Origin of the sequence: Extibacter sp. GGCC_0201 (genome assembly GCF_017566055.1) — a bacterium.
Classification (GTDB): domain Bacteria; phylum Bacillota; class Clostridia; order Lachnospirales; family Lachnospiraceae; genus Extibacter.
In genome coordinates this window covers 34,511-59,661 of sequence record NZ_JABFCH010000014.1, presented here as the reverse complement: position 1 = coordinate 59,661, position 25,151 = coordinate 34,511, and the positions used below count along the sequence as shown (strand labels likewise).

General features: G+C 50.6%; 21 protein-coding genes. 19 read left to right on the top strand and 2 right to left on the bottom strand.

Annotation, left to right across the window (positions count from 1 at the left end; all coding sequences use genetic code 11):
* Positions 1-5: 5 nt before the first annotated feature.
* From HJV72_RS10790 to xylB, 13 genes are all read left to right on the top strand, one after another.
* Positions 6-941 carry a DUF1385 domain-containing protein gene (locus tag HJV72_RS10790; RefSeq protein ID WP_208070919.1) on the top strand — a complete coding sequence of 312 codons (936 nt, stop codon included), beginning with the start codon at positions 6-8 and terminating at the stop codon, positions 939-941.
* The gene (prmC, locus tag HJV72_RS10785; RefSeq protein WP_208070917.1) at positions 904-1,812 is read left to right on the top strand and encodes a peptide chain release factor N(5)-glutamine methyltransferase; all 909 of its coding nucleotides are present in this window, start codon (positions 904-906) and stop codon (positions 1,810-1,812) included. Before HJV72_RS10790 ends, prmC begins: the two co-directional genes overlap by 38 nt.
* 30 nt (positions 1,813-1,842) lie before the next feature.
* Complete coding sequence (gene prfA / locus HJV72_RS10780) at positions 1,843-2,916, top strand: peptide chain release factor 1 (protein WP_208070915.1); 1,074 nt, start codon at positions 1,843-1,845, stop codon at positions 2,914-2,916.
* A gap of 6 nt (positions 2,917-2,922) precedes the next feature.
* Positions 2,923-4,677, top strand: coding sequence for an ABC transporter ATP-binding protein (locus HJV72_RS10775; protein ID WP_208070912.1), 1,755 nt, complete (start codon positions 2,923-2,925; stop codon positions 4,675-4,677).
* Entirely contained in the window at positions 4,625-6,658 is a 2,034-nt protein-coding gene (locus HJV72_RS10770) for a bifunctional metallophosphatase/5'-nucleotidase (protein WP_243765612.1), read from the top strand. The genes HJV72_RS10775 and HJV72_RS10770 overlap by 53 nt, the downstream gene beginning before the upstream one ends.
* Positions 6,659-6,698: 40 nt before the next feature.
* Positions 6,699-7,607 (top strand): DUF2156 domain-containing protein, encoded by a 909-nt coding sequence (locus HJV72_RS10765; RefSeq protein ID WP_208070910.1) that lies wholly within the window; start codon positions 6,699-6,701, stop codon positions 7,605-7,607.
* A gap of 15 nt (positions 7,608-7,622) precedes the next feature.
* Positions 7,623-8,813, top strand: a complete 1,191-nt coding sequence (locus HJV72_RS10760; protein ID WP_208070908.1) for a pyridoxal phosphate-dependent aminotransferase — start codon at positions 7,623-7,625, stop codon at positions 8,811-8,813.
* Positions 8,814-8,834: 21 nt separating this feature from the next.
* The gene (hisC, locus tag HJV72_RS10755) at positions 8,835-9,890 is read left to right on the top strand and encodes a histidinol-phosphate transaminase (protein ID WP_208070906.1); all 1,056 of its coding nucleotides are present in this window, start codon (positions 8,835-8,837) and stop codon (positions 9,888-9,890) included.
* Between the two features lie 11 nt (positions 9,891-9,901).
* Entirely contained in the window at positions 9,902-10,414 is a 513-nt protein-coding gene (locus HJV72_RS10750) for a COG2426 family protein (protein ID WP_066574150.1), read from the top strand.
* A 9-nt stretch (positions 10,415-10,423) separates the two neighbouring features.
* Positions 10,424-11,248, top strand: coding sequence for an AraC family transcriptional regulator (locus tag HJV72_RS10745; RefSeq protein ID WP_208070904.1), 825 nt, complete (start codon positions 10,424-10,426; stop codon positions 11,246-11,248).
* 221 nt (positions 11,249-11,469) lie between these two features.
* Positions 11,470-12,087 (top strand): DUF4867 family protein, encoded by a 618-nt coding sequence (locus tag HJV72_RS10740; protein WP_208070902.1) that lies wholly within the window; start codon positions 11,470-11,472, stop codon positions 12,085-12,087.
* A 33-nt stretch (positions 12,088-12,120) separates the two neighbouring features.
* Entirely contained in the window at positions 12,121-13,605 is a 1,485-nt protein-coding gene (locus HJV72_RS10735) for an L-fucose/L-arabinose isomerase family protein (RefSeq protein WP_208070900.1), read from the top strand.
* A gap of 4 nt (positions 13,606-13,609) precedes the next feature.
* On the top strand, positions 13,610-15,070 hold the full coding sequence (xylB, locus tag HJV72_RS10730) for a xylulokinase (protein ID WP_208070898.1): 1,461 nt from the start codon (positions 13,610-13,612) through the stop codon (positions 15,068-15,070).
* Here xylB and HJV72_RS10725 read toward each other — a convergent pair.
* Positions 15,030-15,305 carry a DUF1294 domain-containing protein gene (locus HJV72_RS10725; RefSeq protein ID WP_208070896.1) on the bottom strand — a complete coding sequence of 92 codons (276 nt, stop codon included), beginning with the start codon at positions 15,303-15,305 and terminating at the stop codon, positions 15,030-15,032. The genes xylB and HJV72_RS10725 overlap by 41 nt on opposite strands.
* Positions 15,306-15,475: 170 nt before the next feature.
* On the opposite strand from HJV72_RS10725, the gene HJV72_RS10720 reads away from it, so the two are divergent.
* Genes HJV72_RS10720 through HJV72_RS10710 form a run of 3 tightly spaced genes read left to right on the top strand, consistent with a single transcriptional unit; the run spans position 15,476 to position 18,528 of the window.
* Entirely contained in the window at positions 15,476-16,435 is a 960-nt protein-coding gene (locus tag HJV72_RS10720) for a carbohydrate kinase family protein (RefSeq protein ID WP_208070894.1), read from the top strand.
* Positions 16,436-16,453: 18 nt separating this feature from the next.
* Complete coding sequence (locus HJV72_RS10715) at positions 16,454-17,794, top strand: Mur ligase family protein (protein WP_208070892.1); 1,341 nt, start codon at positions 16,454-16,456, stop codon at positions 17,792-17,794.
* Positions 17,795-17,808: 14 nt separating this feature from the next.
* Positions 17,809-18,528: a type 1 glutamine amidotransferase gene (locus HJV72_RS10710; RefSeq protein WP_208070979.1), complete on the top strand. Its 720-nt coding sequence runs from the start codon at positions 17,809-17,811 to the stop codon at positions 18,526-18,528.
* A 13-nt stretch (positions 18,529-18,541) separates the two neighbouring features.
* Here HJV72_RS10710 and HJV72_RS10705 read toward each other — a convergent pair whose 3' ends face one another.
* Entirely contained in the window at positions 18,542-18,895 is a 354-nt protein-coding gene (locus tag HJV72_RS10705) for a helix-turn-helix transcriptional regulator (RefSeq protein WP_208070890.1), read from the bottom strand.
* Positions 18,896-19,089: 194 nt separating this feature from the next.
* Here HJV72_RS10705 and HJV72_RS10700 point away from each other — a divergent pair, with 194 nt between their 5' ends.
* From HJV72_RS10700 to HJV72_RS10690, 3 genes are all read left to right on the top strand, one after another.
* The gene (locus tag HJV72_RS10700; RefSeq protein ID WP_208070888.1) at positions 19,090-19,551 is read left to right on the top strand and encodes a hypothetical protein; all 462 of its coding nucleotides are present in this window, start codon (positions 19,090-19,092) and stop codon (positions 19,549-19,551) included.
* 78 nt (positions 19,552-19,629) lie between these two features.
* Positions 19,630-20,685, top strand: a complete 1,056-nt coding sequence (gene ispG / locus HJV72_RS10695) for a flavodoxin-dependent (E)-4-hydroxy-3-methylbut-2-enyl-diphosphate synthase (RefSeq protein ID WP_208070886.1) — start codon at positions 19,630-19,632, stop codon at positions 20,683-20,685.
* Positions 20,678-25,141 (top strand): PolC-type DNA polymerase III, encoded by a 4,464-nt coding sequence (locus tag HJV72_RS10690; protein ID WP_208070884.1) that lies wholly within the window; start codon positions 20,678-20,680, stop codon positions 25,139-25,141. Before ispG ends, HJV72_RS10690 begins: the two co-directional genes overlap by 8 nt.
* Positions 25,142-25,151 lie beyond the last annotated feature (10 nt).

Genomic DNA, 25,151 nt, shown 5'->3' with positions numbered 1-25,151 from the left:
AACATATGAAGTCATCAAACATCGGAGGACAGGCCGTTCTGGAAGGTATCATGATGAAGAACAAAGATGATTACGCAGTGGCAGTCAGGAAACCGGACGGAGATATCATCGTGCAGAAGGATACTTACAGCAGCATTATCAAGTGGAAAGCGCTGACGAGGATCCCTTTTGTACGGGGGATTTTTAACTTTATAGATTCCATGGTGCTTGGGATAAAGACGCTGATGTACTCGGCAGACTTTTTTGAAGAAGAGGATGAGGAAAAGCCGCTGTCAGAGGCTGAGTCTGCAAAGAAAGAGAAGCAGGATAAGCTGCTGATGGGAGGGACTGTGGCCTTTTCTGTCGTAATCGCGATAGCTGTATTCATGGTGCTTCCATACTTCCTGTCAGGGCTGCTGAAGCCGATCGTTCCGTCTTACCATGTCAGAACGGTCATCGAGGGATTTGTGCGTATCGGCATATTTATCGCATATGTGCTCCTCATCTCAAGGATGGACGATATACAGCGCACATTCATGTACCATGGTGCAGAGCACAAATGCATCAACTGTATCGAACACGGGCTCCCGCTGAATGTGGAAAATGTCAGGAAGAGCTCCAGGCAGCATAAGAGATGCGGCACGAGCTTTCTCTTCTTCGTGCTTGCAATCAGCATCATACTGCTGCTCATCATCCAGGTAGAGTCACCTCTGATGCGGATTGTCATCAGGATTGCGCTCATCCCTGTTATCGCGGGTATCTCTTATGAGATACTGAAGCTGGCAGGCCGAAGCGAGAATCCGCTCATCAATCTGCTGAGCAGGCCCGGCCTGGCTATACAGAAGCTGACGACAAAAGAGCCGGACGACAGTATGATTGAAGTGGCGATACAAGCAGTTGAAGCTGTATTTGACTGGAGAGCATATGAAGCAGAGAATTTCCAACATTCAGAAGATATATAAGAAGGGCGTCCGGCTTCTTGCAGACGCCGGTATCGAAGAGGCGGACATCGATGCATGGTATCTGCTGGAGCATGTCCTAGGCATCACAAGAGCAGCTTATTATGCCAACCCGGACCTGGAGCTTAATGCAGGGCAGGAAGAAGCCTACTTCTCGCTTATCAGAAAGAGGGCACAGAGGATCCCGCTCCAGCATATTACAGGGGAACAGGAATTCATGGGATATCCATTCTACGTGAACGGGCATGTGCTCATCCCCCGGCAGGATACAGAGCAGCTTGTGGAAGAGGCGCTGAAGGTGCTTGCCCACGGTATGCGCATACTTGACATGTGCACCGGCTCAGGATGTATCCTCATCAGCCTTCTTAAAGCCGGACGGGAAAGGCAGCACATAGAGGGGCTTTATGGAACGGGGACGGATATATCCCAGGAGGCGCTTCATGTGGCAGAGCACAACGCCAGGCTCCTGCTCGGCGGCGGAGGGCCGGAAGAAGGGGCGGGAAGCGTCAGATTCTGCCGTGGAGACTTGTTTGAGAATGTAGAGGGGAGATATGATCTCATCGTATCGAATCCCCCCTATATACGGACGCAGGATATAGAGAAGCTCCAGCGGGAAGTGCGGTGCCATGACCCGTTTATCGCGTTGGACGGAAGAGAGGACGGCCTGCATTATTACAGGAGAATTACAGCAGAAAGCACTGCCCATATCACAGAAGGGGGATATCTTCTGTTCGAGACCGGGCATGACCAGGCGTCAGATGTATGCACCTTGCTGGAGCAGGCCGGCTACTGCGGCATCTTTGTGAAAAAGGACCTGGCAGGTCTTGACCGTGTCGTAGGCGGCAGTTACAATAGAACATACACAGGACAATAGTGGTGTATGGAATATCGAGGAGGAAGAATTATGTTTGACAAATTAGAGGATCTGCTCATTCGCTATGAGGAACTCATGAGCGAGCTGCAGGAACCGGATGTGGTGAACAACCAGGAGCGGTTCCGCAGGCTTATGAAAGAGCAGAATGACCTGACCCCGATTGTGGAAGCATATAAAGAATATAAGGCCTGCAGGCAGGCCATTGAAGACAGTCTGCTTATGCTGGAGGAAGAATCTGATGAAGAGATGCGCGATCTTGCCAAGGAAGAGCTGAATGAATCCAAGGCAAGGGTGGAGGAGCTGGAGCATGAGCTGAAGATTCTCCTGCTTCCGAAAGACCCGAACGATGATAAGAATGTCATGGTGGAAATCAGGGCAGGGGCCGGCGGAGACGAGGCAGCCCTTTTTGCGGCGGAGATATACCGGATGTATGTACATTATGCGGAAGGCCGCAGATGGAAGACGGAGATCATCTCCATCAGCGAGAATGGCATCGGAGGCTTCAAGGAAGTCGTGTTCATGATAACAGGACAGGGGGCATATTCCAGGCTCAAATACGAAAGCGGCGTCCATCGTGTCCAGCGTGTGCCGGAGACAGAGAGCGGAGGGCGGATCCATACGTCTACGGTAACGGTGGCCATCATGCCGGAAGCGGAAGAGGTCGATGTCGTCATCGATGAGAAGGATATTCGTATCGACGTAATGCGCGCTTCCGGTAACGGCGGCCAGTGCGTCAATACGACAGACTCAGCGGTACGGCTTACGCACTATCCGACAGGAATCGTCATCTACAGCCAGACAGAGAAGTCTCAGCTTCAGAATAAGGAAAAGGCATTCCGCCTGCTGCGCTCCAAGCTGTATGATCTGGAGATGGAGAAGAAGCAGGCGTCCGAGGCTGAGGCGAGGAGAAGCCAGATTGGTACAGGAGACCGGTCTGAGAAGATACGCACCTACAATTTCCCGCAGGGGCGCGTGACGGATCACAGGATTAAGCTGACGCTGCACAAACTGGACTCTGTGCTGAACGGAGACCTGGATGAAGTGATTGACAGCCTGATTGCTGCAGACCAGGCGGCAAAGCTGAGCAATCTTCAGGATGAATAGAGAAAGATGAAAGAGAAATTAAAGAAATTAATCGCATATTACAAACCATATAAGCTGCTGTTCTACAGTGATTTGTTTTTTGCCGTTCTCGGCGCCGGTGTGACGCTCGTAATACCCTTGATTGTGAGATATATAACCAATCAGGTCGTATATTATGAGCCCCCTGAGGCGAGACAGGCAATCCTTATGCTGGGAGCGGTCATGATTGCACTTGTACTCCTTGAGTTCGGGTGCAATTATTATATTGCCTATTTTGGGCATATGATGGGAGCCAGGATGGAGGCCGATATGCGCAGCGATATATTCGGCCATTATCAGAAGCTCACCTTTGCCTTTTACGATAACCAGAAGGTAGGGCATCTCCTGTCCAGAATTACGAGCGACCTGTTCGATATCAGCGAGCTTCTGCACCATGGTCCGGAGGACGTATTGATCTCCGTCATTAAAATAGCAGGCTCCTTCATCATACTTGTGAATGTGAATGCCAGGCTCACGATAGTTGCCTTTGCATTTGTGCCTGCTATGCTGCTGTTCGCTGTCTATTACAACAAGAAGATGAAGCGGGCGTTTTCGAGGAACCGGGCTAAGATTGCAGATATCAACAGCCAGATTGAAGACAGTCTGGCTGGCATCAGAGTCGTAAAATCTTTTGCGAATGAAAAAGAAGAGATGAAAAAGTTCAATCAGGGCAATAATAACTTTGTAGAAGCAAAGAAGACGAGTTACCTCTACATGGGCATGTATCATTCCGGACTGAACGCTCTGACGACGCTGGTAACCGTTGGTGTACTCGTGGCCGGGGGCAGCTATCTGACTGCCGGAAGCGTCAACGTGTCGGATTTGATTACATTTCTTCTATATATCAATAACTTTACAGAGCCGGTGAAGAAGCTGGTCAATTCCGCGGAACAGTTCCAGAACGGATATACAGGCTTTGAACGTTTTCTTGAAATACTGTCCATTGCCCCCGACATTGCAGACAAGGCAGACGCCGTGCATGTCGATAAGCTGAAAGGAGAGATTACGTTCCAGGATGTCTCTTTCCATTATGAAGACAATGAGGAAAAAGTGCTGAACCATATTAACCTTAAGGCGGAGGCCGGCGATTACATCGCGCTGGTCGGACCGTCAGGTGTCGGAAAGACGACACTGTGCAGCCTTATCCCCCGATTTTATGACGTCTCATCAGGCCGTATACTTGCAGACGGGACAGATATCCGTGACATCTGCCTGAGCGACCTGAGGAACAATATAGGTATCGTACAGCAGGACGTATACCTGTTTGCCGGAACGATTATGGATAATATCCGTTACGGTAGACCGGAGGCGACCGACGAGGACGTGGTGCGGGCGGCGAAGAATGCCAACGCCCATGCATTCATCATGAGCTTTCCGGAAGGTTATGACACGGATATCGGACAACGGGGGGTGAAACTCTCAGGCGGCCAGAAGCAAAGGCTGTCCATTGCGAGGGTATTTCTTAAGAATCCGCCGATACTTATCTTTGATGAGGCTACCTCGGCGCTGGACAATGAGAGTGAGAAAGTAGTACAGCAGTCTCTGGAAGGCCTTGCGAAGGACAGGACTACTTTTGTCATCGCCCACCGCCTGACCACGATTCAGAACGCACAGAGGATTCTCGTGCTGACAGAAGAAGGAATTGCAGAACAGGGGACCCACGAAGAACTTCTTGCGAAACAGGGAATATATGAAGCTTTGTATTACAGCGGACGGCACAGGCAGCGGCGTGCCGACGGCTAAGAGAAAGACAGGGAGGAAAGTTATGATGATAAGAAGGAGAATGCGCCAGACCATGCTGACGGTCATGATGCTCTGTATATTGTGCGTCAGCTCGGTGCTGGCAAAAGAGGACAAAAGCAGCGCAGATGAAGTGACAATATTGTTTACACACGATCTACACTCCCACCTGGATGAATTCAGGAATGCAGACGGCAAAGTGGGAGGATTTGCACGACTTAAGACGCTGATTGATGAAGAGCGGGGAAGCCATCCGGCCACCTTTGTATTTGACGGCGGCGACTTTTCTATGGGAACGCTCTACCAGACCGTCTACGAGACGGAAGCCGCAGAGCTGACTATGCTTGGGCGTCTCGGCTTTGATGCCACTACATTTGGAAACCACGAATTTGACTACCGGAGCCAAGGACTCTCTAATATGTTCCACAGCGCGCTCGAGAATGCGGGTGATGACCCGTCTATTGTGCTTCCTAAGTTTGTGACTGCCAATATTGACTGGGAGAAAAATGATACGGAAGACAACAGGCTTATCCGGAAGGCACTTCAGGATTATGGCAGCACTTCTTACACAATCGTGGAAAGAGAGGGCGTGCGTATCGGAGTGTTCGGGGTGCTCGGCGAAGACGCAGAGGCCTGTGCGCCGGAGAGCGGGCTGGAATTCGAACCTATCGTGGAGACCTCCAAGGAGGTCGTGAAAGAACTGGAAAAAGAAGAGGTGGACATGATCGTCTGCCTGTCCCACAGCGGCACGAATGAAGAGGAAGACAAGTCAGAAGACGAGATACTCGCAAAGGAAGTGCCTGAAATCGATGTCATCGTGAGCGCTCATACACACACGAAGCTTGACAGGCATATCAAGAGCGGCGACACATACATCGTATCGGCAGGCTCCTACGGGGAATACCTCGGGGATTTGAAGATGACGCCTGCTGAGGACGGCCGGTGGAACCTTGACGAGTATACGTTGCATCATCTGGACGAATCTGTCGCGCCTGATGAAAAGGTCAACGAGGAACTGGACACATATAAGAAACTTGTAAATGAAGAATACCTGAGCAGGTTCGACTATACATTCGACAAAGTGCTCGCGGACAACAGCGTCGCATTTACGCAGATGGACCGGTTCGCATTGGAGGTAGAGGAAGACCCGCTTGGAAGCATTATCGCAGATGCATACGTATATGCCGTAGAGCAGGCGGAGGGCGCAGATTACGACGAAGTGGACGTGGCGGTCGTTCCTTCCGGGACTATCAGGGATACGCTGCAGATAGGCGCCCTGACTGTCTCAGACGCCTTTAACGTCTGCTCCCTTGGAATCGGTGCCGACCGCATACCGGGCTATCCCCTCGTAAGCGTGTATCTGACCGGAGCGGAACTTAAGACGGCGGCGGAGATTGACGTGTCGGTGTCTCCGATCATGACGACGGCACAGCTCTATCCGAGCGGCCTCCACTGGACATATAACCCGAACCGCATGATGCTGAACCGGGTGACGGAGGCGGCCCTGTACGACGATCTGGCCCCGTCCAATGAAAAGAAAGCACAGGAGCTTGAGGACGACAGGCTGTACCGGGTGGTGGCGGGCCTGTATTCCGCCCAGATGCTGGGAGCCGTGGAGGATACGTCCAAAGGCCTTCTGAAGATTACGCCGAAAGACAAAGACGGTGTAGAGATTAAAGACTTCGAAAAGCACATCATCCATGATAAAAACGGTGCGGAGCTGAAAGAATGGTACGCGCTTGCCAGATATCTGGAATCCTTTGATAAGAGCGGGGAGGGCATCTCCCAGGTGCCGCAGAGCTACGGCCAGCCAGAAGGACGCAAGAAAGAGGTTGACAGCAAGAATATTATCGACCTTGTAAAGCAGCCGAACAAATTCGCTTTTATCGTATATGGAGCAGCTATATGCCTCATCCTAATCATAGTATTGGTTGTGCGATTCATAATTAAAAGAAGAAAAAAGAAGAAAAATATGATATACTAAAAAAATATGAAATGGCAGACAGAAGAAAAGAAGGGAAATTATGATAGAAATCAACTTTAAACGTCCGCAGCTTGAGGATAAGGAACTGATATCCCATTACTTCAACCATCACACGAGCCGCAGCTGCGAACGGACTTTTGTAAATGTATATCTGTGGGCGAAGCACTACGGAGTGGAATTTGCGGTCGTGGAGAATGCGCTTGTGTTTAAGAGCGAACGGGAAGGCGGCCTGTCGTTCGCCTATCCGGCCGGAGAGCCTGAGGATGTGAAGAAAGCGCTGGAAGTGCTCATGGAGTACAGCCGGGAACGTGGAGCTATGTTCTCGCTCTATAACGTGACGCCGGATAATTTTGCACAGCTAGCAGAATGGTATCCGGACCGCTTCCAGATAGAGTACAGCGAGGCAGATGCGGACTACGTCTATGAATCTGAGAAGCTTGCGACGCTCTCGGGCAAGAAGCTGCACGGAAAGCGCAACCATATCAACAAGTTTAAAAACATGTACGGGGACCGGTGGAGCTATGAGCCGATAACCCGGGATAACGTGGAAGAATGTTTCCAGATGGCGCTGAAGTGGAGGAACCAGAATGGATGTGAAGATGACCCGGACAAGAACTCTGAGATGTGTGTCACATTGAACTCCCTCCGTCTGTTCGAGGAGCTGGAGCTCACCGGAGGGCTGCTCAGGGTAGACGGGAACATCATCGCGTTCACCATCGGCGAACCGGTCTGTTCCGACACCTTTGTCGTGCATATCGAGAAGGCTTTTGCAGATATCCAGGGAGCCTATCCGATGATAAACCAGCAGTTCGTCGAGCATGCATGTAAGGATTATAAGTATGTGAACAGAGAAGAAGATACCGGTTCCGAGGGACTCAGGAAGGCGAAATTATCTTACCGTCCGGTATTTATGGTGGAAAAAGGATTCGTGACTGAAAAAGACAGGTAAAGGAGAAGGAGCATTATGATAGCAGAGAAGATGAAAAATATGGTGGCAAACAGTTCGGCAATCCGCGCGATGTTTGAAGAAGGCAACCGTTTGGCAGGTATCTACGGAGCGGAAAATGTCTATGATTTCAGCCTGGGCAATCCGAACGTGCCGGCACCGGAGGCGGTGAAGACGGCAATCAAGGAGCTGCTCGACGAAGATGACCCGGTCGCCCTGCACGGATATACGAACAGCAACAGCGGATATGCGGATGTACGTGCCGCAGTTGCCGCATCGCTGAATGAAAGGTTCAAGACTCATGTTACAGAGAAGAATATCGTGATGACGGTAGGTGCTGCGGGAGGATTGAATGTCATCCTGAAGACTCTGCTCAACCCGGGAGACGAAGTGATTGCATTTGCACCGTATTTTGGGGAATACCGTTCCTATACGAATAACTATGACGGGATTATGGTTGAAGTATCGCCCAATACGGAAGACTTCCAGCCGAAGCTGGATGAATTTGAACAGAAGATTACACGTAAGACGAAAGCGGTAATCGTAAATACGCCGAATAATCCTACCGGTGTCGTATACTCCGAGGACACGATTAAAAAGCTGGCGGCCATCATGGAGGCAAAGCAGATGGAATATGGCACAGATATCTATCTCATATCAGATGAGCCATACCGTGAGCTTGTATATGACGGAGCGGAAGTGCCATATCTTACGAAATATTATAACAATACGATTGTCGGCTACTCATACAGCAAGTCATTATCCCTGCCCGGGGAGAGAATCGGATACCTCGTCATACCGGATGAGGTGAGGGACAGTGAAGAAGTGCAGGCGGCGGCCAATGTGGCCACCCGCATACTCGGATTTGTCAACGCCCCCACACTGCAGCAGAAGGTAGTGGCAAAATGCCTCGGGGAGAAGACGGATATCTCTTTCTACGACAGGAACAGGGAGACGCTGTACAACGGGTTGAAGGAATGTGGATTTGAATGCATCAAGCCGGAAGGGGCATTCTATCTGTTCGTAAAGTCGCCGGTGGAGGATGAGAAGGCGTTCTGTGCAGCGGCGAAGAAGTATAATATACTCATCGTGCCGGGCAGTTCGTTTGCCTGCCCGGGATATGTGAGGCTGGCATACTGCGTGTCTCACGAGACGATAGTAAACTCGCTGCCTAAGTTCAGGGAGCTGGCGGCAGAATATTTTGCCTGATGATAAAGAGGATGAATACATATGAAAGCATTCGAACAGAATATCCGTAAAGTAGAACCCTATGTTCCTGGAGAGCAGCCGCGGCACAAGGTAATCAAGCTGAATACGAATGAGAATCCATACCCTCCGTCACCCAGCGTCACGAAAGCGCTGCGGGAGATGGACACGGACCGGCTGCGCCTTTATCCGGATCCGGCGGCAGACATGCTGGTTGGGGCACTGGCAGATTATTATGAAGTAGGGAAGGACCAGGTCTTCGTCGGGGTCGGATCCGATGATGTCCTGGCCATGTGCTTCCTGACGTTTTTCAATTCTGATAAGCCCGTCCTGTTTCCGGACATCACGTATTCCTTTTATAAGGTGTGGGCAGAACTGTACAGGATTCCATATGAGTGCCAGAAGCTGGATGGTGATTTCCGCATCGTAAAGGAAGACTATTATAAAGAGAACGGGGGCGTCATCTTCCCGAACCCAAATGCACCTACGGCCCTTTATGAGGAACTGGATGCTGTGGAGGATATCATCACGCACAATAAAGATGCAGTTGTCATCGTGGATGAGGCGTATATTGATTTTGCAGGCAGGTCTGCGCTGGAACTGATTGACAAGTATGACAATCTCCTCGTGGTGCAGACCTTCTCTAAGGCGCGGTCCATGGCCGGCATGCGTATCGGATATGCCATCGGCAGCCCGCTGCTCATCAAGTATCTCAACGATGCCAAATACTCCTTCAACTCCTACACCATGAACGAGACATCCCTCGTCTGCGGCGTGGAGGCTGTGAAGGACAGGGCATATTTTGAAGAAGGAATCCGCAGGATCGTGGAGACGAGAGAATGGGCGAAGCAGGAGCTTGCTAAGCTTGGCTTTTGTTTCCTGGATTCCAGTGCCAACTTCATCTTTGCCAGGCATCCGGAATATGATGCCAGGAAGCTGTTCGAGGAGCTGAAAGCCAATGGCATCTATGTTCGTTACTGGGGGAGCGCGCGGATAGAGCAGTATATGAGAATCAGCGTAGGCACAAGGGAAGAGATGGAAGCGCTGTTTGCATTTTTCAGACAATATATGAATAGATAAGGGAGAACGATATGACAGAAACATTAGTACAGAATATTATCGATGCGTTAGGCGGCAGCATGGGAAAAGAAGCAATTGTATTTATCATCTCCATGATACCGATCCTGGAGCTGAGAGGGGCCCTTCTTGTGGCAGGTCCTCTGCTCGGGGTTCCGGTTGCCACTGCAATACCGCTCTGTATTATCGGAAATATCATACCGGTGCCGTTCATCCTCTGGCTGATCACCCCGATATTCAACTGGATGAAGGGGACGAAGAAGTTCAAGCCGATGGTGGATAAGCTGGAGGCAAAAGCGATGAGCAAAAGCGATAAGATTGAGAAATATGAATTCTGGGGGCTCGTGCTGTTCGTCGGGATTCCGCTTCCGGGAACCGGGGCGTGGACGGGTGCCCTCATCGCTTCGCTGCTAGGCGTGAAGTTCAAAAAGGCATTTCCGGCAATCATATTGGGAATATGCGTAGCTACCGTCATTATGTGGTTTATCAGCTATGTGCTGCTCGGAGGTGTAAGTCTGCTAGGATAGGAGGAGATTATGGAGTATTCTCATGAAATCATCATGCCAAATGATGATATCCCGTTTAAGATGTTTGTATTTGAAGGAAGGAACGGCAACTACATGCGTGAGAAGCACTGGCACCGTTCCATAGAGATTTTCGCGCTTTTTGAGGGGGAGCTGGAATTCTATGTCAATGAGCTGAGGTATTCCCTGAAGCCGGGAGAATTTATGCTCGTAAATTCTAATGAGATACACTCCATACACTCGCCGAAGAAGAATATGACGATTGTGCTCCAGATTCCACTTGCCACCTTTGAGAAGTATTATACAGAGGAACGGTTCATCTATTTTTCCCACAGTTCAAGGCTGCAGGACGAGGAAGTCATGAAGCTCATCGGTGATATGTACGGGACATATGCGAAAAAGAAATGCGGCTATGAATTGAAAGTGCAGAGCCAGTTCTACATGCTCATCTACCTCATGGTAACGAAGTACAGAGAGACAGATGTGGACGGCGAGATGGTCAAGCACAACAGGAAGCTGAACAAGCTCTCCACAATAACCGCATATATGAAAGATAATTACGCCAGGGACCTGTCTCTTGACAGCCTGTCTCAGACGTTTGGCTATTCTCCGACATACCTCTCCAGAATGTTCCAGAAATATGCCCGTATGAACTACAAGACATATCTGGACAATCTGAGGCTGGAACATGCCTACAAAGACCTTGTCAATACGGAGCAGGCAATCGGGGAGATTGCCATACAGAACGGCTTTCCGAACAGCAAGGCGTTCTCAAAAGTCTTCCAGAAGAAGTACGGGATGCTCCCGAGCGAATTCCGAAAAGAATATAAGGTTTGATTTACCGCACTAAGTGGACCACCGATGCTGGCAGTAACATGCCAGCTCGTTTTGTTTTTACATAGGGAATGTGTGCTGCTCCCGCACGAAAAAGTGGATATAGGCGTGCATGCGGAAAAAGGCAAAAAAAGACCATAAACTAGCCAAATATTTGGTCGTAGCAACATGCAAAAGTTGTTATAATTCATTATATAACAATACCGTTTTCGGAGGGGCGCGATATGGAAATACAAAATGTGAACGATGAATCTTTTAAATCTTATGGGCGTGTGATGACGGAATATGACGTATGCAGGCTGCGAAAGGAGATGGAACATACGCCGCTTCCAGCGGACGGTGTAATCTATGTCCCGTCTGTGGAAGAGCTGGAGGCGCTACCGGCAGCAGAATGCTTCCGGGATATGGCATACGGAGGGCTTCCCATACAGGTAGGATACTGCAACGGCAGCAACCACGCGCTCAATGCGCTGGAATACCATCGGTCGTCAGAGATTAACATTGCGGTTACGGATATGATACTTCTGCTCGGCAGGCAGCAGGACCTGGAGGTTGACTACACGTATGACACTTCAAAGGCAGAAGCATTTTTTGTACCCGCGGGTACCGTGATAGAAGTATATGCGACTACGCTGCATTATGCACCGTGCACGGCGACCGGCAGCGGGTTCCGGTGTGTCGTGATACTGCCGAAAGGTACGAATACGGAGCTGGACTTCCTCGTATCCAAGGAGGGGGAAGGCAAGCTTCTGGCCGCGCGGAACAAATGGCTCATCGCCCACAGGGAAGCAGAGATAGAAGGTGCTTTCTGCGGTCTGAAAGGAATCAATATTACTGTATAGACAACAATTTACCAACAAGGAGGATTAAGAAAGATGAACAACATGCCAGAAGTAAAAATCGGGGTCGTGGCCGTAAGCCGCGACTGTTTTCCGGAAAGCCTGTCGGTGACGAGAAGGCAGAATCTGATGAAAGCCTATACGGATAAGTACGGAGAGGAAGGCATATACGAATGTCCGGTCTGTATCGTGGAGAGTGAGATTCATATGGTACAGGCGCTGGAAGATGTAAAACATGCAGGCTGCAATGCCCTGGTCGTATATCTCGGCAATTTTGGACCTGAGATATCGGAGACGCTGCTCGCCCGGCACTTTGAGGGACCGAAGATGTTTATCGCTGCTGCAGAAGAGACAGGAGATAATCTCGTGCAGGGAAGAGGGGATGCCTACTGCGGCATGCTGAATGCCAGCTATAACCTGAAGCTTAGAAATGTACAGGCATATATCCCGGAATATCCGGTGGGAGATGCATCCGACTGTGCGGATATGATTCACGAGTTCGTTCCGATAGCAAAGGCGCTTGTCGGATTGAGCAGTCTGAAGATCATCAGCTTCGGACCCCGTCCACTGAATTTTCTGGCCTGCAATGCGCCGATCAAACAGCTCTACAATATGGGTGTGGAGATTGAGGAGAATTCAGAGCTTGACCTGTTCGAGGCATTTCACAGACATGCCGGGGATGAGAGGATACCTGCCGTCGCAAAGGAGATGGAAGAGGAACTTGGCTCAGGCAATAAGAAGCCGGAGATTCTGAACAAGCTGGCGCAATATGAGCTCACGCTGAAAGACTGGGTGGAAGAGCACCGGGGATACCGGAAATACGTCGCCATCGCAGGAAAGTGCTGGCCCGCATTCCAGACACAGTTCGGTTTCGTCCCATGTTATGTCAACAGCCGCCTGACGGCCCAGGGCATCCCGGTATCTTGCGAAGTGGACATCTACGGCGCCCTGAGCGAGTTCATAGGTACGGTGGTGAGTGGCGATACAGTGACGCTTCTGGATATCAATAATACGGTGCCGAAGGATATGTACGAGCAGGAGATAAAAGGGAAGTATGACTACAGCCTCCAGGATACGTTCATGGGCTTCCACTGCGGCAATACGGCTGCCGGCAAGCTGTCCTTCTGTGAGATGAAGTACCAGATGATTATGGCAAGGACTCTTCCGGAAGAAGTGACGCAGGGGACGCTGGAAGGGGACATCATACCCGGAGAGATTACGTTCTACCGCCTGCAGAGCACGGCCGACAATATACTTCGGGCCTATATCGCGCACGGCGAGGTGCTGCCGGTGGCCACAAGGTCATTTGGCGGAGTTGGCGTCTTTGCCATCCCGGAAATGGGCCGATTCTACCGCCACGTACTGATCGAGGGAGGCTATCCGCATCACGGGGCCGTGGCATTCGGCCATTACGGGAAGGCACTCTTTGAAGTGTTCAAATATATCGGCGTGCCGGTTGAGGAGATTGGCTATAACCAGCCGGCCGGAGTGAGATATCCTACAGAAAATCCATGGAGGTAGCGTCATGTTATACATAGGAATTGATTTGGGAACATCGGCAGTAAAGCTTCTGCTGATGGATGAAGAAGGAAATATCAAGAATATCGTATCCAAAGAGTACCCACTGTTTTTTCCTCATCCGGGCTGGTCCGAGCAGCATCCGGAAGACTGGTTTGAAAAATCGGTAGAAGGGATAAAAGAGCTGACGGAAGGGTTTGACAGAGGAGAGGTGGCGGGCATCAGCTTCGGCGGGCAGATGCACGGCCTGGTGGCACTGGATGACAGCGATGCTGTCATCCGTCCCGCCATCCTCTGGAATGATGGCAGAACAGGGGAAGAGACAGACTACCTGAACGAGGTCATCGGTAAAGACAAGCTGTCGGAGTATACGGCTAACATCGCGTTTGCCGGCTTTACCGCTCCTAAGATTCTCTGGATGAAGAAGCATGAGCCGGAGAACTTTGAGAAGATTGCCAAGATCATGCTGCCGAAAGATTATCTGGCATACAAGCTTTCCGGCTCTTTCTGTACCGATGTGTCGGACGCGTCGGGCATGCTGCTCATGGACGTGAAGAACCGCCGCTGGTCGGATGAGATGCTTGCCGTGTGCGGGATAAGTGAAGAGCAGCTTCCAAAGCTCTATGAGAGCTATGAGGTTGTCGGCACCTTGCGGAAGGAAGTGGCGGAAGAGCTTGGACTGCCCGCTGAAGTCAAGGTGACAGCCGGGGCGGGAGACAACGCGGCTGCGGCAGTCGGGACTGGAACCGTTGGGGACGGCATGTGCAACATCTCTCTTGGCACTTCCGGGACGATATTCATATCAAGCAGGAAGTTCGGCGTGGATGAACATAACGCGCTGCATTCCTTCGCTCACGCGGATGGGAACTACCATCTCATGGGATGTATGCTGAGTGCGGCCTCCTGTAATAAGTGGTGGGCAGAAGATATACTGAAGACAAAAGATTACGCCGCGGAGCAGGAAGGAATTCGTGCGCTCGGCGAGAACAACGTCTTCTATCTGCCTTATCTGATGGGAGAGCGTTCCCCTCACAATGATCCGAAAGCAAGAGCGATGTTCATCGGCATGTCTATGGACACGACGAGAGAAGATATGACCCAGGCGGTGCTCGAAGGAGTGGCATTCGGGCTTCGCGATTCGCTTGAAGTGGCGAGAAGCCTCGGCGTCAACATAGAGCGTACGAAGATATGCGGCGGGGGTGCAAAGAGCCCTCTCTGGAAGAAGATCATAGCCAATGTCATGAATATGAAGGTGGATGTGATAGAGAGCGAGGAAGGGCCGGCCCTCGGCGGTGCCATGCTGGCGGCGGTCGGATGCGGGGAGTACCCGGATGTAGAGACGATCGCGCATAAGATTGTAAAAGTGGTAGACACGGTGGAACCTGAGCCGGATCTGGTTGCGAAGTACGAAGAGAAGTACAGCCGGTTCAGAAAGATATATCCGACAGTGAAAGGCCTATACCAATAAGAAGCTGTATGATAATGACGGCAGGAATGCCGACACGGAAGCGGGCGTGCTTTGTTTTGTGACGAAAACAGAGCATGCCCGCTTCTGCGCCGAGGCTGCCTCCGATAAGAGCGGTAAGCAGCAGCGTTTTCTCCGGAATGCGCCACTGCCGCCGGACTGCTCTTGACTTGTCCAATCCGAAGAGCACGAATGATACAATATTTACACATATAAGATAAAATGATACATAGGGCATAAACGTCTCCTCCAAGGCGCATTTTAACATATGGAAATAATTCCTGCAATGTGTGGGCGCAAATAGATCCAAGTTACCTGTGGAAAATCGGTTCCGGTTATGATAGAATTATCTGGTACACGATAGCCCGCAGGGCTGAAACAAAATATCGGAAATAAGGAGCAGTGTTTATGGATAAGATATATGATGTGACGGCACTTGGCGAGATGCTGATTGATTTTACGCTGAATGGACAGAGCAGCCAGGGGAATAATATGTTTGAGGCATGTCCGGGCGGAGCGCCGTGCAATGTACTGGCTATGCTGAACAAGACGGGTAAAAAGACTGCCTTTATCGGAAAAGTGGGACAGGACCAGTTTGGACGTCTCTTGAAGGATACGATTGAAGGACTTGGGATAGAGACCAAAGGGCTTATCCTGGATGAACAGATTCACACGACGCTGGCCTTCGTACATACATTTCCTGACGGGGACCGGGAGTTCTCCTTTTACAGGAAGCCAGGGGCGGATATGATGCTGACGGAAGAGGAAGTGGATTATGACCTGATCCGCCAATCAAAGGTATTTCATTTTGGGACGCTTTCCATGACAGACGAACCGGTGAGGAGCGCGACGAAGAAAGCGCTTGATGTAGCCAAAGAAGCAGGATGCCTCATATCGTTTGATCCGAATCTGCGCCCGCCGCTCTGGGATTCTCTTGATGATGCGAAGGAAGCTATGGAATTTGGGTTCCAGTATTGTGACATATTGAAGATATCAGACAATGAGATTCAGTTCGTATCAGGAAAAGAAGATTATGACGAAGGGATATTATATCTGAAGGAAAAATATAAGATTCCTATTATCTTCCTCACGATGGGAAAAGACGGAAGCAGGGCATACTATAAAGGCACCCGCGTGGAACGCAAGGGATTCAGCGTCAAGGCGATAGAGACGACGGGGGCCGGAGATACGTTCTGCGGCCTAAGTATCGGGGGAATACTGGATTATGGCCTGGATATGCTGACGGAGAGCCAGCTCGGCAATATTCTTACATATGCCAATGCAGGAGCCGCCCTTATCACGATGAAGAAGGGCGCTATCCGTTCCATGCCGGAGCCCGCAGATATCGAGGCATTGATACACAAGTAAAATTGCGAAGGAAATATTATGGGATTACGACGAATGATGGCCGTCTGGGCGGCAAAAATTACAGAAAAAGCAAGTGTTCATATCTTCCACAGGCAAGGTGTGACGTGGGCCGGGAAGATTGCGCTCAGAATATGCCCGTCTGTCCTGAAAGAGCTGTCAGGACAGGTGAGGAAAGGTGTCTTTATCGTGTGTGGCACGAACGGAAAGACGACGACGAACAATATGCTCTGCGCGGCACTGGAGGCAGAAGGGAATAAAGTGATATGCAACCATACAGGCTCTAATATGCTTAACGGCGTTGTAGCCGCATTTGCGCTTGGGGCAGGAAACGGCGGCCGCCTGGATGCAGATTATGCCTGCATCGAGGTGGACGAGGCATCTACAAGAAAAGTATTTCCACATTTCAAGCCTGATTATATGGTGCTGACCAATCTGTTCCGTGACCAGCTGGACCGTTACGGGGAGATTGATATCACAATGAACATATTAAAGGAAGTGATGGGCTCTGCTCCTGAGATGAAGGTGATTGTGAACGGGGATGACGCCCTGTCCGCATACCTTGCCATGGAGAGCGGCAGCCCGTACATCACATACGGAATCAGCGAACAGGTGGTGGAGGACAGCGGTTCACAGGAGATACGGGAAGGCCGCTTCTGCAAGAAGTGCGGCGCGCCCCTCGCGTACAGATTCTACCATTACAGCCAGCTCGGCGACTACGCATGTACCGGATGCGATTTCAAACGGCCCGGCATACGGTTTGACGCGTCCGAAATTGAAGTGGGGGACCGGCTCGCCTTTACGGTTGAGGGCAGGAGGATTGCGGCAGACTATAAAGGATTCTATAATGTATATAATATGCTGGCGGCTTATGCGGCGGGCAGGACGGCCGGGCTTGAACTGGAACATTTCAATGAGATGCTTGAGAAGTTCAATCCGGAGAACGGCAGGATGGAGAAGTTCCAGATAGGCGGTACCAACGCCATCCTGAACCTTGCCAAGAATCCGGCGGGATTCAACCAGAACATCTCCGCAGTTATGCAGGATGCATCCCGAAAAGATATTATTATCGTAATCAATGACAATGCCCAGGACGGTACAGACGTGTCCTGGCTCTGGGACGTAGACTTTGACCGGTTTAAGGAAGATGACGTCAATTCCGTAACCGTCAGCGGCATCCGCTGCCATGACATGGGGCTGCGCCTGAAATATACGGATATTCCTAATACGATACAGGCCGATGTAGAAAAGGCCATACGTGAGAGACTGGACAATGGATGCGGCAATCTGTACGTACTTGTTAATTATACTGCGCTTTTCAGTACAAGAAATGTGCTGAAGAGGCTTAAGGAGGAGAAGTGATGGATAAGAAAGACATGAAACTGACTATCGGGCATCTCTATCCGGACCTTCTGAATCTGTACGGCGACCGCGGCAATATCGCCTGTATGATGAAGCGGTGTGCATGGAGGGGAATCGAAGCACAGACGGTTGAATTTAATACGGGGGATGAGATTGACTTTCAGGATCTTGATATCGTCCTGCTCGGCGGCGGCTCCGACCGGGAACAGAGGATCGTGTGCAAAAATCTGCTGGCCATCCGGGAACGGTTCAAAGAATATGTAGAAGATAATGGGGTAGTGATAGCTGTATGCGGCGGCTACCAGCTGCTCGGCAAGTATTATAAGACAGACGAAGGGCCAATCGAAGGGCTCGGCCTTGTGGACATATATACGGAACAAGGAGAAGGAAGGCTGATTGACAATATCGTGCTGGAGAGCAGCGTATGTGAGATGCCTGTCGTCGGCTTTGAAAATCATGGCGGCAGGACATTTATCAATGACAACACGCCATTTGGCAAGGTACTGTACGGTGCGGGAAATGATGGAGAGAGCGGGTACGAAGGAGTCGTATATAAGAATGTGATTGGTACGTATCTCCACGGCCCCCTGCTGCCGAAGAATCCGCAAGTCTGCGACTGGCTCATACTAAAAGCGCTCGAGCGCCGGTACGGCGCCACAGAGCTGGCACCTCTGGATGACAGCAGGGAGAAGGAAGCGAACGGGTATATTTACCGCAGATTTGTAAAACAATAAAGGCAGGGATATCTCAGGAATCCGCCTGTTCTGAGTCACGCAGTTCCAGCAGATGGATACATTTTAATACGTCTCTTTTGGACTCCGGGGAAAGGCCGCGGTATCGTTCCAGGAAGTTCCGTTCTGTGACAGGTTCCGGTACGGACTGCGACGGTGTCAGGGTGATGGATTCTTCACCTTCCAGCAGATAATCGATGGACACGTGAAAGAGGCTGGCAAGCGCAGTCAGCTTTTCGTGTGAAGGCTGCCTGTTCTTTGTCTCGTATCCGGCGATGGTAGAGCGCGCCACGTTGAGCCGGCGGGCAACGTACTCCTGTGTCATCTCATTTTTCACACGCAGGGCTTTCAACCTTTTATCAAATGACATACCGCTACCTCCTCTGCATTATGAGCTTTATTTTAGCAAGTGTTCCCGGAAAGTAGAGGATATGTGCTGAATATCAACAAAATGTTGCGGTTAAGTTCCGATGCGGAACATAAATGGATTACGTTGACATGAGAAGTGAAACAACCTATAATTTAGATAAAGCATAAATTAATGAACCGAGAGGATTATGATAGATGATAATTGCAAAAAATGATGAGGCGAAAAGAAGTAAGATTTGGACGGTAGTGACACTGGTCAGTTCGGTGCTGATCGTATTGATAGCAATATTCCTTCTGACAAAGCTGTTCACGACAAATCCGCTGGAAGGCACATGGGAGGACGAGGACGGGAACTATGTCCTGTCCATCAAAGGAAATAATTCCCTGACCGTGAATGTCCCGGCCCTTGCCGAAGATTATGACGCAGACATCAAGATGGATTATGTTATTGATAAGGATGAAAAGACCGTCACGATTAAGATGAATGAGTCCGAGGTGGAGAAGGCAGTAGAACGTTCTGACGGGATGCTCACAGAGGAGACGCTTGACAATGCGCTCAGTTCGGTGACTACTACGTTTGGCTACAGCGTGGACGGAGATACCCTGACACTGACGGAACGGGAATATGGCGAACAGATGTTATTTACGAAAAAATAATAGAATCAGATATCCCTCTATTGACGCCGGGAAAGAAAGGTGAAGGATAGAGGGGTTTTATTTTGCGGGAGGTGTGCTATGAGGAGAGAAGAGACGAAAAAAATACAGATTGGACATGTGCTCATAGGAGGCGGCAGTCCGGTAGCCATACAGTCTATGACCAATACGAGAACAGAAGATGTCGGTGCCACGGTGGAGCAGATTCTGCAGCTTGAGAGCGCGGGCTGTGAGATTGTACGCTGTGCCGTGCCTACGATGGAGGCGGCTTGTGCGCTTGGGGATATCAAAAGGCACATACATATACCGCTCGTAGCTGATATTCATTTTGATTACCGTCTTGCGATAGGGGCGATTGAAAACGGAGCGGACAAAATACGTATCAATCCGGGCAATATAGGAGGGCAGGACCGGGTAAGGGCAGTGACGGACAAGGCGAAAGAGTACCATGTCCCCATCCGTGTCGGTGTCAACAGCGGATCCCTTGAGAAGCATCTGCTTGATAAGTATGGCGGGGTTACCCCGGAAGGACTTGTGGAAAGTGCCATGGACAAAGTGCATATGATTGAGCGGATGGGGTATGACGATATTGTGGTGAGCATCAAATCATCAGACGTCATGATGTGCGTTAAAGCGCATGAACTCATAGCAGATCAATGCCCATATCCGCTGCATGTCGGTATCACAGAATCAGGAACGCTGCTGTCCGGCAACATAAAGTCTTCCGTCGGTCTTGGAATCATCCTGAATCAGGGTATCGGGGATACGATACGGGTATCCCTGACAGGTTCTCCGATAGAAGAGATTAAATCAGCCAGGTTGATCTTGAAGACGCTCGGCCTGAGGAAAGGCGGCATAGAGGTCGTATCCTGTCCCACGTGCGGCAGGACAAAGATTGATCTGATCGGGCTGGCCAACAAGGTGGAACATATGGTGGCGGATATCCCGCTAGATATCAAGGTGGCCGTCATGGGATGCGTCGTAAACGGGCCCGGAGAAGCGAGGGAAGCGGATATCGGAATCGCCGGAGGAATCGGTGAAGGACTGCTTATCAAAAAGGGCGAGGTCGTGCGAAAAGTGAAGGAAGAAGAATTATTGGAGACGTTGAGACAGGAGTTGTTGCATTGGGATGAGTAAGTCATTTTTTGAAGTATTTCCTACATTGAAGACGGATGAAGACATGAAGATGCTGTTTTCCGGGGTGGATGTCCTCAAAGTGACGACCAACTCGGACCGGGAGTTTATCAAAGTGCATATACTGAGCCGCCATCTGCTCCAGAAAAGACGGATCTATGAGATGGAGAAGATGTTGAAGAACCAGCTGTTCGGACGCAGCAGAATCAGGACGGAGCTAATCGAGCGCTATGAACTGTCCGGGCAGTACACGCCAGAGAACCTGATGAACGAATATGTGGACAGCATGATTCTGGAACTGAATGAGAGAAGCGTCGTAGAGCGCAGCATGCTGCAGAGCGCCAGATATTCTTTTGAAGACGGTAATATACTCTGTCTGGAACTAACGGATACGATTGTCGCCAAAGGAAAGAAGGAATCGCTGATCTCATACCTGGAGTACGTGTTCGGAGAGCGGTTCGGACTTAAAGTGGAGGTGCGTGTCGTCTACGAAGAGGCGAAAGACAGCAAGCTGAAATACAATGAGGCGAAGATTCGCCAGGAAGTGGAAGCAATCCTTGAACATACGGCTGCCGTGCACCAGGAGAAAGCAGAACAGAAAAAGGAGGCCAATGAAAAGAAGGAGGCTGCTTCCAAGGCCGGCAGACAGGAGAAGAGGGACAAGTACTCCTTTGGAAGCTATAAGAAGCCGTCCGACGACCCGAGCCTTATCTGGGGAAGGAATTTCGATGATGAGACGATCGAGCTTGAACAGGTCGTAGGAGAGATGGGGGAGATTACCATCCGCGGCAAGGTCATCAGCTTTGATACGAGAGAGATTCGAAATGAAAAGACGATTGTCATGTACGCCGTCACAGACTTCTCGGATACGATTACCGTGAAGATGTTTGTGAGAAACGAACAGCTGCCGGATATACTGGCAGATATCAAGAAGGGTGCGTTTCTGAAGATAAAGGGAGTCACTACGATTGACAAGTTTGACGGGGAGCTGACGATAGGCTCTGTCACAGGTATCAAGAAGATTGCGGACTTTACAGAGTCAAGAAAGGACACCGCGCCGGAGAAGAGGGTGGAGCTTCACTGTCATTCCAAGATGAGCGATATGGATGGAGTGACGGAAGTGAAGGATCTCGTAAAAAGGGCGCATGACTGGGGCCATAAAGCGATTGCCATCACCGACCACGGGGTGGTGCAGGCATTCCCGGACGCAAACCATTATATTGAGACGCTGGACAAAGAGGACCCGTTTAAGGTCATATACGGAGTGGAAGGATATCTCGTGGACGACCTGACCGATGTCGCGGTGAATGAAAAGGGGCAGACGCTTGATGACACGTTCGTGGTATTTGACCTTGAGACGACCGGATTCAGTTCCATCAAAGATAAGATTATCGAAATTGGTGCAGTGAAGGTAGAGGGAGGCAGGATTACCGATAAGTTCAGCACTTTTGTCAATCCGAAGGTGCCGATTCCGTTCCGTATCACACAGCTTACGAGTATCACGGACCAGATGGTCATGGATGCTCCTACGATTGAGACGGCGCTGCCGGAGTTCCTGGAATTTGTCGGGGATGCGGCCCTCGTAGCGCACAACGCAGGATTTGATGTGGGATTTATAGATCAGAACTGCCGGTATATGGATAGGATACCGGACTTTACATCGGTAGACACGGTAGCTATGGCCAGGATATTGCTGCCCACGCTGTCCAAATTCAAGCTGAACGTCGTTGCCAAGGCGCTGAATATCTCGCTTGAGAACCATCACCGGGCCGTGGACGATGCAGGAGCCACGGCGGAGATATTCGTCCGGTTCGTTGATATGCTGAAAGAGAGGGATATCCATACGCTTGGGAAGCTGAACCAGTTCGGCTCTTCGAATGCCAACGCGATAAAAAAGCTTCCGTCGTTCCATGTCATCATACTGGCTAAGAATGAGATTGGCAGAGTGAATCTGTATACCCTCATATCCAAGTCCCACCTTGATTATTTCGGACGGCAGCCAAGGATACCCAAGAGCGAACTGTCCAGATACAGGGAGGGGCTTATCGTAGGCAGCGCCTGCGAGGCAGGAGAGCTCTACCAGGCGCTTCTGGACGATAAGAGCCAGGAGCGGATTGCCCGTATCGTGAACTTCTATGACTATCTGGAGATACAGCCGCTCGGCAATAATAAATTTATGATTGCCAGCGAGAGAATCTCGAAGATTCGGTCGGAGGAAGATATAAAGAATATGAACCGGACGATCGTCAAGCTGGGAGAGAAGTTCGGCAAGCCCGTGGTGGCGACGTGTGACGTTCATTTCATGGATCCGGAGGATGAGGTGTACCGGAGGATCATCATGGCGGGCAAAGGCTTTACGGATGCCGACGAGCAGGCTCCGCTGTATCTGCGCACGACGGACGAGATGCTGGCGGAATTCGAATACCTCGGCTCGGCAAAAGCCAGGGAGGTCGTGATTGACAATCCGAATAAGATTGCAGATTCTGTGGAGAAGATATCTCCTGTCCGCCCCGACAAGTGCCCCCCTGTCATTCCGGATTCCGACCAGATGCTGCGGGATATCTGTTACAACAAGGCACGTTCCATGTATGGGGATGAGCTTCCCGAGGTCGTTACGGAACGGCTGGAGCGGGAGCTGAACTCAATCATATCCAATGGCTTTGCCGTGATGTATATCATAGCCCAGAAGCTTGTATGGAAGTCCAATGAGGATGGCTATCTGGTAGGGTCACGTGGTTCGGTAGGATCTTCCTTTGTCGCGACGATGGCGGGCATAACGGAAGTCAATCCGCTCAGCCCTCACTACTACTGCAAGAGCTGCCATTACAGCGATTTTGATTCTGAAGAAGTAAGGGCATATGCAGGAGGGTGCGGCTGGGATATGCCGGATAAGATGTGTCCTGTATGCGGGGAGAAGCTCATAAAGGACGGCTTTGATATCCCATTTGAGACGTTCCTCGGTTTCAAGGGCAATAAGGAACCAGATATCGACTTGAACTTTTCCGGGGATTATCAGAGCAACGCGCACAAATATACAGAAGTCATATTCGGAGACGGGCAGACGTTCCGCGCGGGCACTATTGGTACGCTTGCAGATAAGACGGCCTTTGGCTACGTTAAGAATTATTTTGAAGAGCGGGAACAGAGAAAGCGTAACTGCGAGATTGACAGAATCGTACAGGGCTGCACCGGTATCCGAAGGAGTACCGGGCAGCATCCAGGAGGCATCATCGTACTTCCGCTCGGCGAGGATATCAATTCTTTTACACCGGTACAGCACCCTGCGAATGATATGACGACAGATATTGTCACCACACACTTTGATTACCATTCCATCGATCACAACCTGCTGAAGCTCGATATCCTGGGCCATGATGATCCGACCATGATCAAGACGCTGGAGGAGTTCATAAGCTCCCCGGCGATGGAGAATGAATACGACGAGACGGACAACCGTTTTGATGCGACGAAGATTCCGCTGGACGACAAAGGCGTCATGTCACTGTTCCACGATACGTCGGCGCTTGGAATCAAGCCTGACGACATCGGAGGATGTCCGGTGGGGTGCCTCGGCATCCCGGAATTCGGTACGGAATTTGTCGTACAGATGGTCGTGGACACGAAGCCGCAGACGCTGTCGGACCTGATCCGCATATCCGGCCTGTCCCACGGGACGGACGTGTGGCTCAACAACGCCCAGGAACTGATCAAGAGCGGCAAGGCGACCATCTCTACCGCCATCTGTACCCGTGACGACATCATGACGTATCTGATCAACAAAGGGATGGACAGTGAACTTTCTTTTACCATCATGGAAAAGGTCAGGAAAGGAAAAGGGCTTACGCCGGAATTTGAAAAAGCGATGAAAGAGGCGGACGTACCGGACTGGTATATCTGGTCGTGCAAACAGATCAAGTACATGTTTCCGAAAGCCCATGCTGCGGCGTATGTCATGATGGCATACCGCATCGCCTACTGCAAGATCAATTATCCGCTTGCATATTACGGCGCATATTTTGGAATCCGGGCAGATGCGTTCTCCTATGAACTGATGTGCCAGGGAAAGGAAAAGCTGAACTATTATATCAATGATTATAAACGCCGTTCTGATTCCCTCAGCAAGAAGGAACAGGATACGATGAAGGATATGAGGATTGTCCAGGAGATGTACGCGAGAGGCTATGAGTTCATGCCGCTTGACATCTACAGGGCGAAGGCATCCAAGTTCCAGATCATCGACGGAAAGCTTATGCCGCCTCTTTCCAGCATAGACGGCATGGGAGACAAGGCGGCGGAGGCAGTGGAAGAGGCCGCGAAGGACGGCCCGTACCTCTCCAGGGATGATTTCAGGCAGCGCACGAAGGCCAGCAAGACAGTCATCGATTATATGGCGGACATGGGGCTGTTCGGAGATATTCCGGAATCCAACCAGCTGTCCCTGTTCGACTTGAGCATGTAAAGGTGGTAAT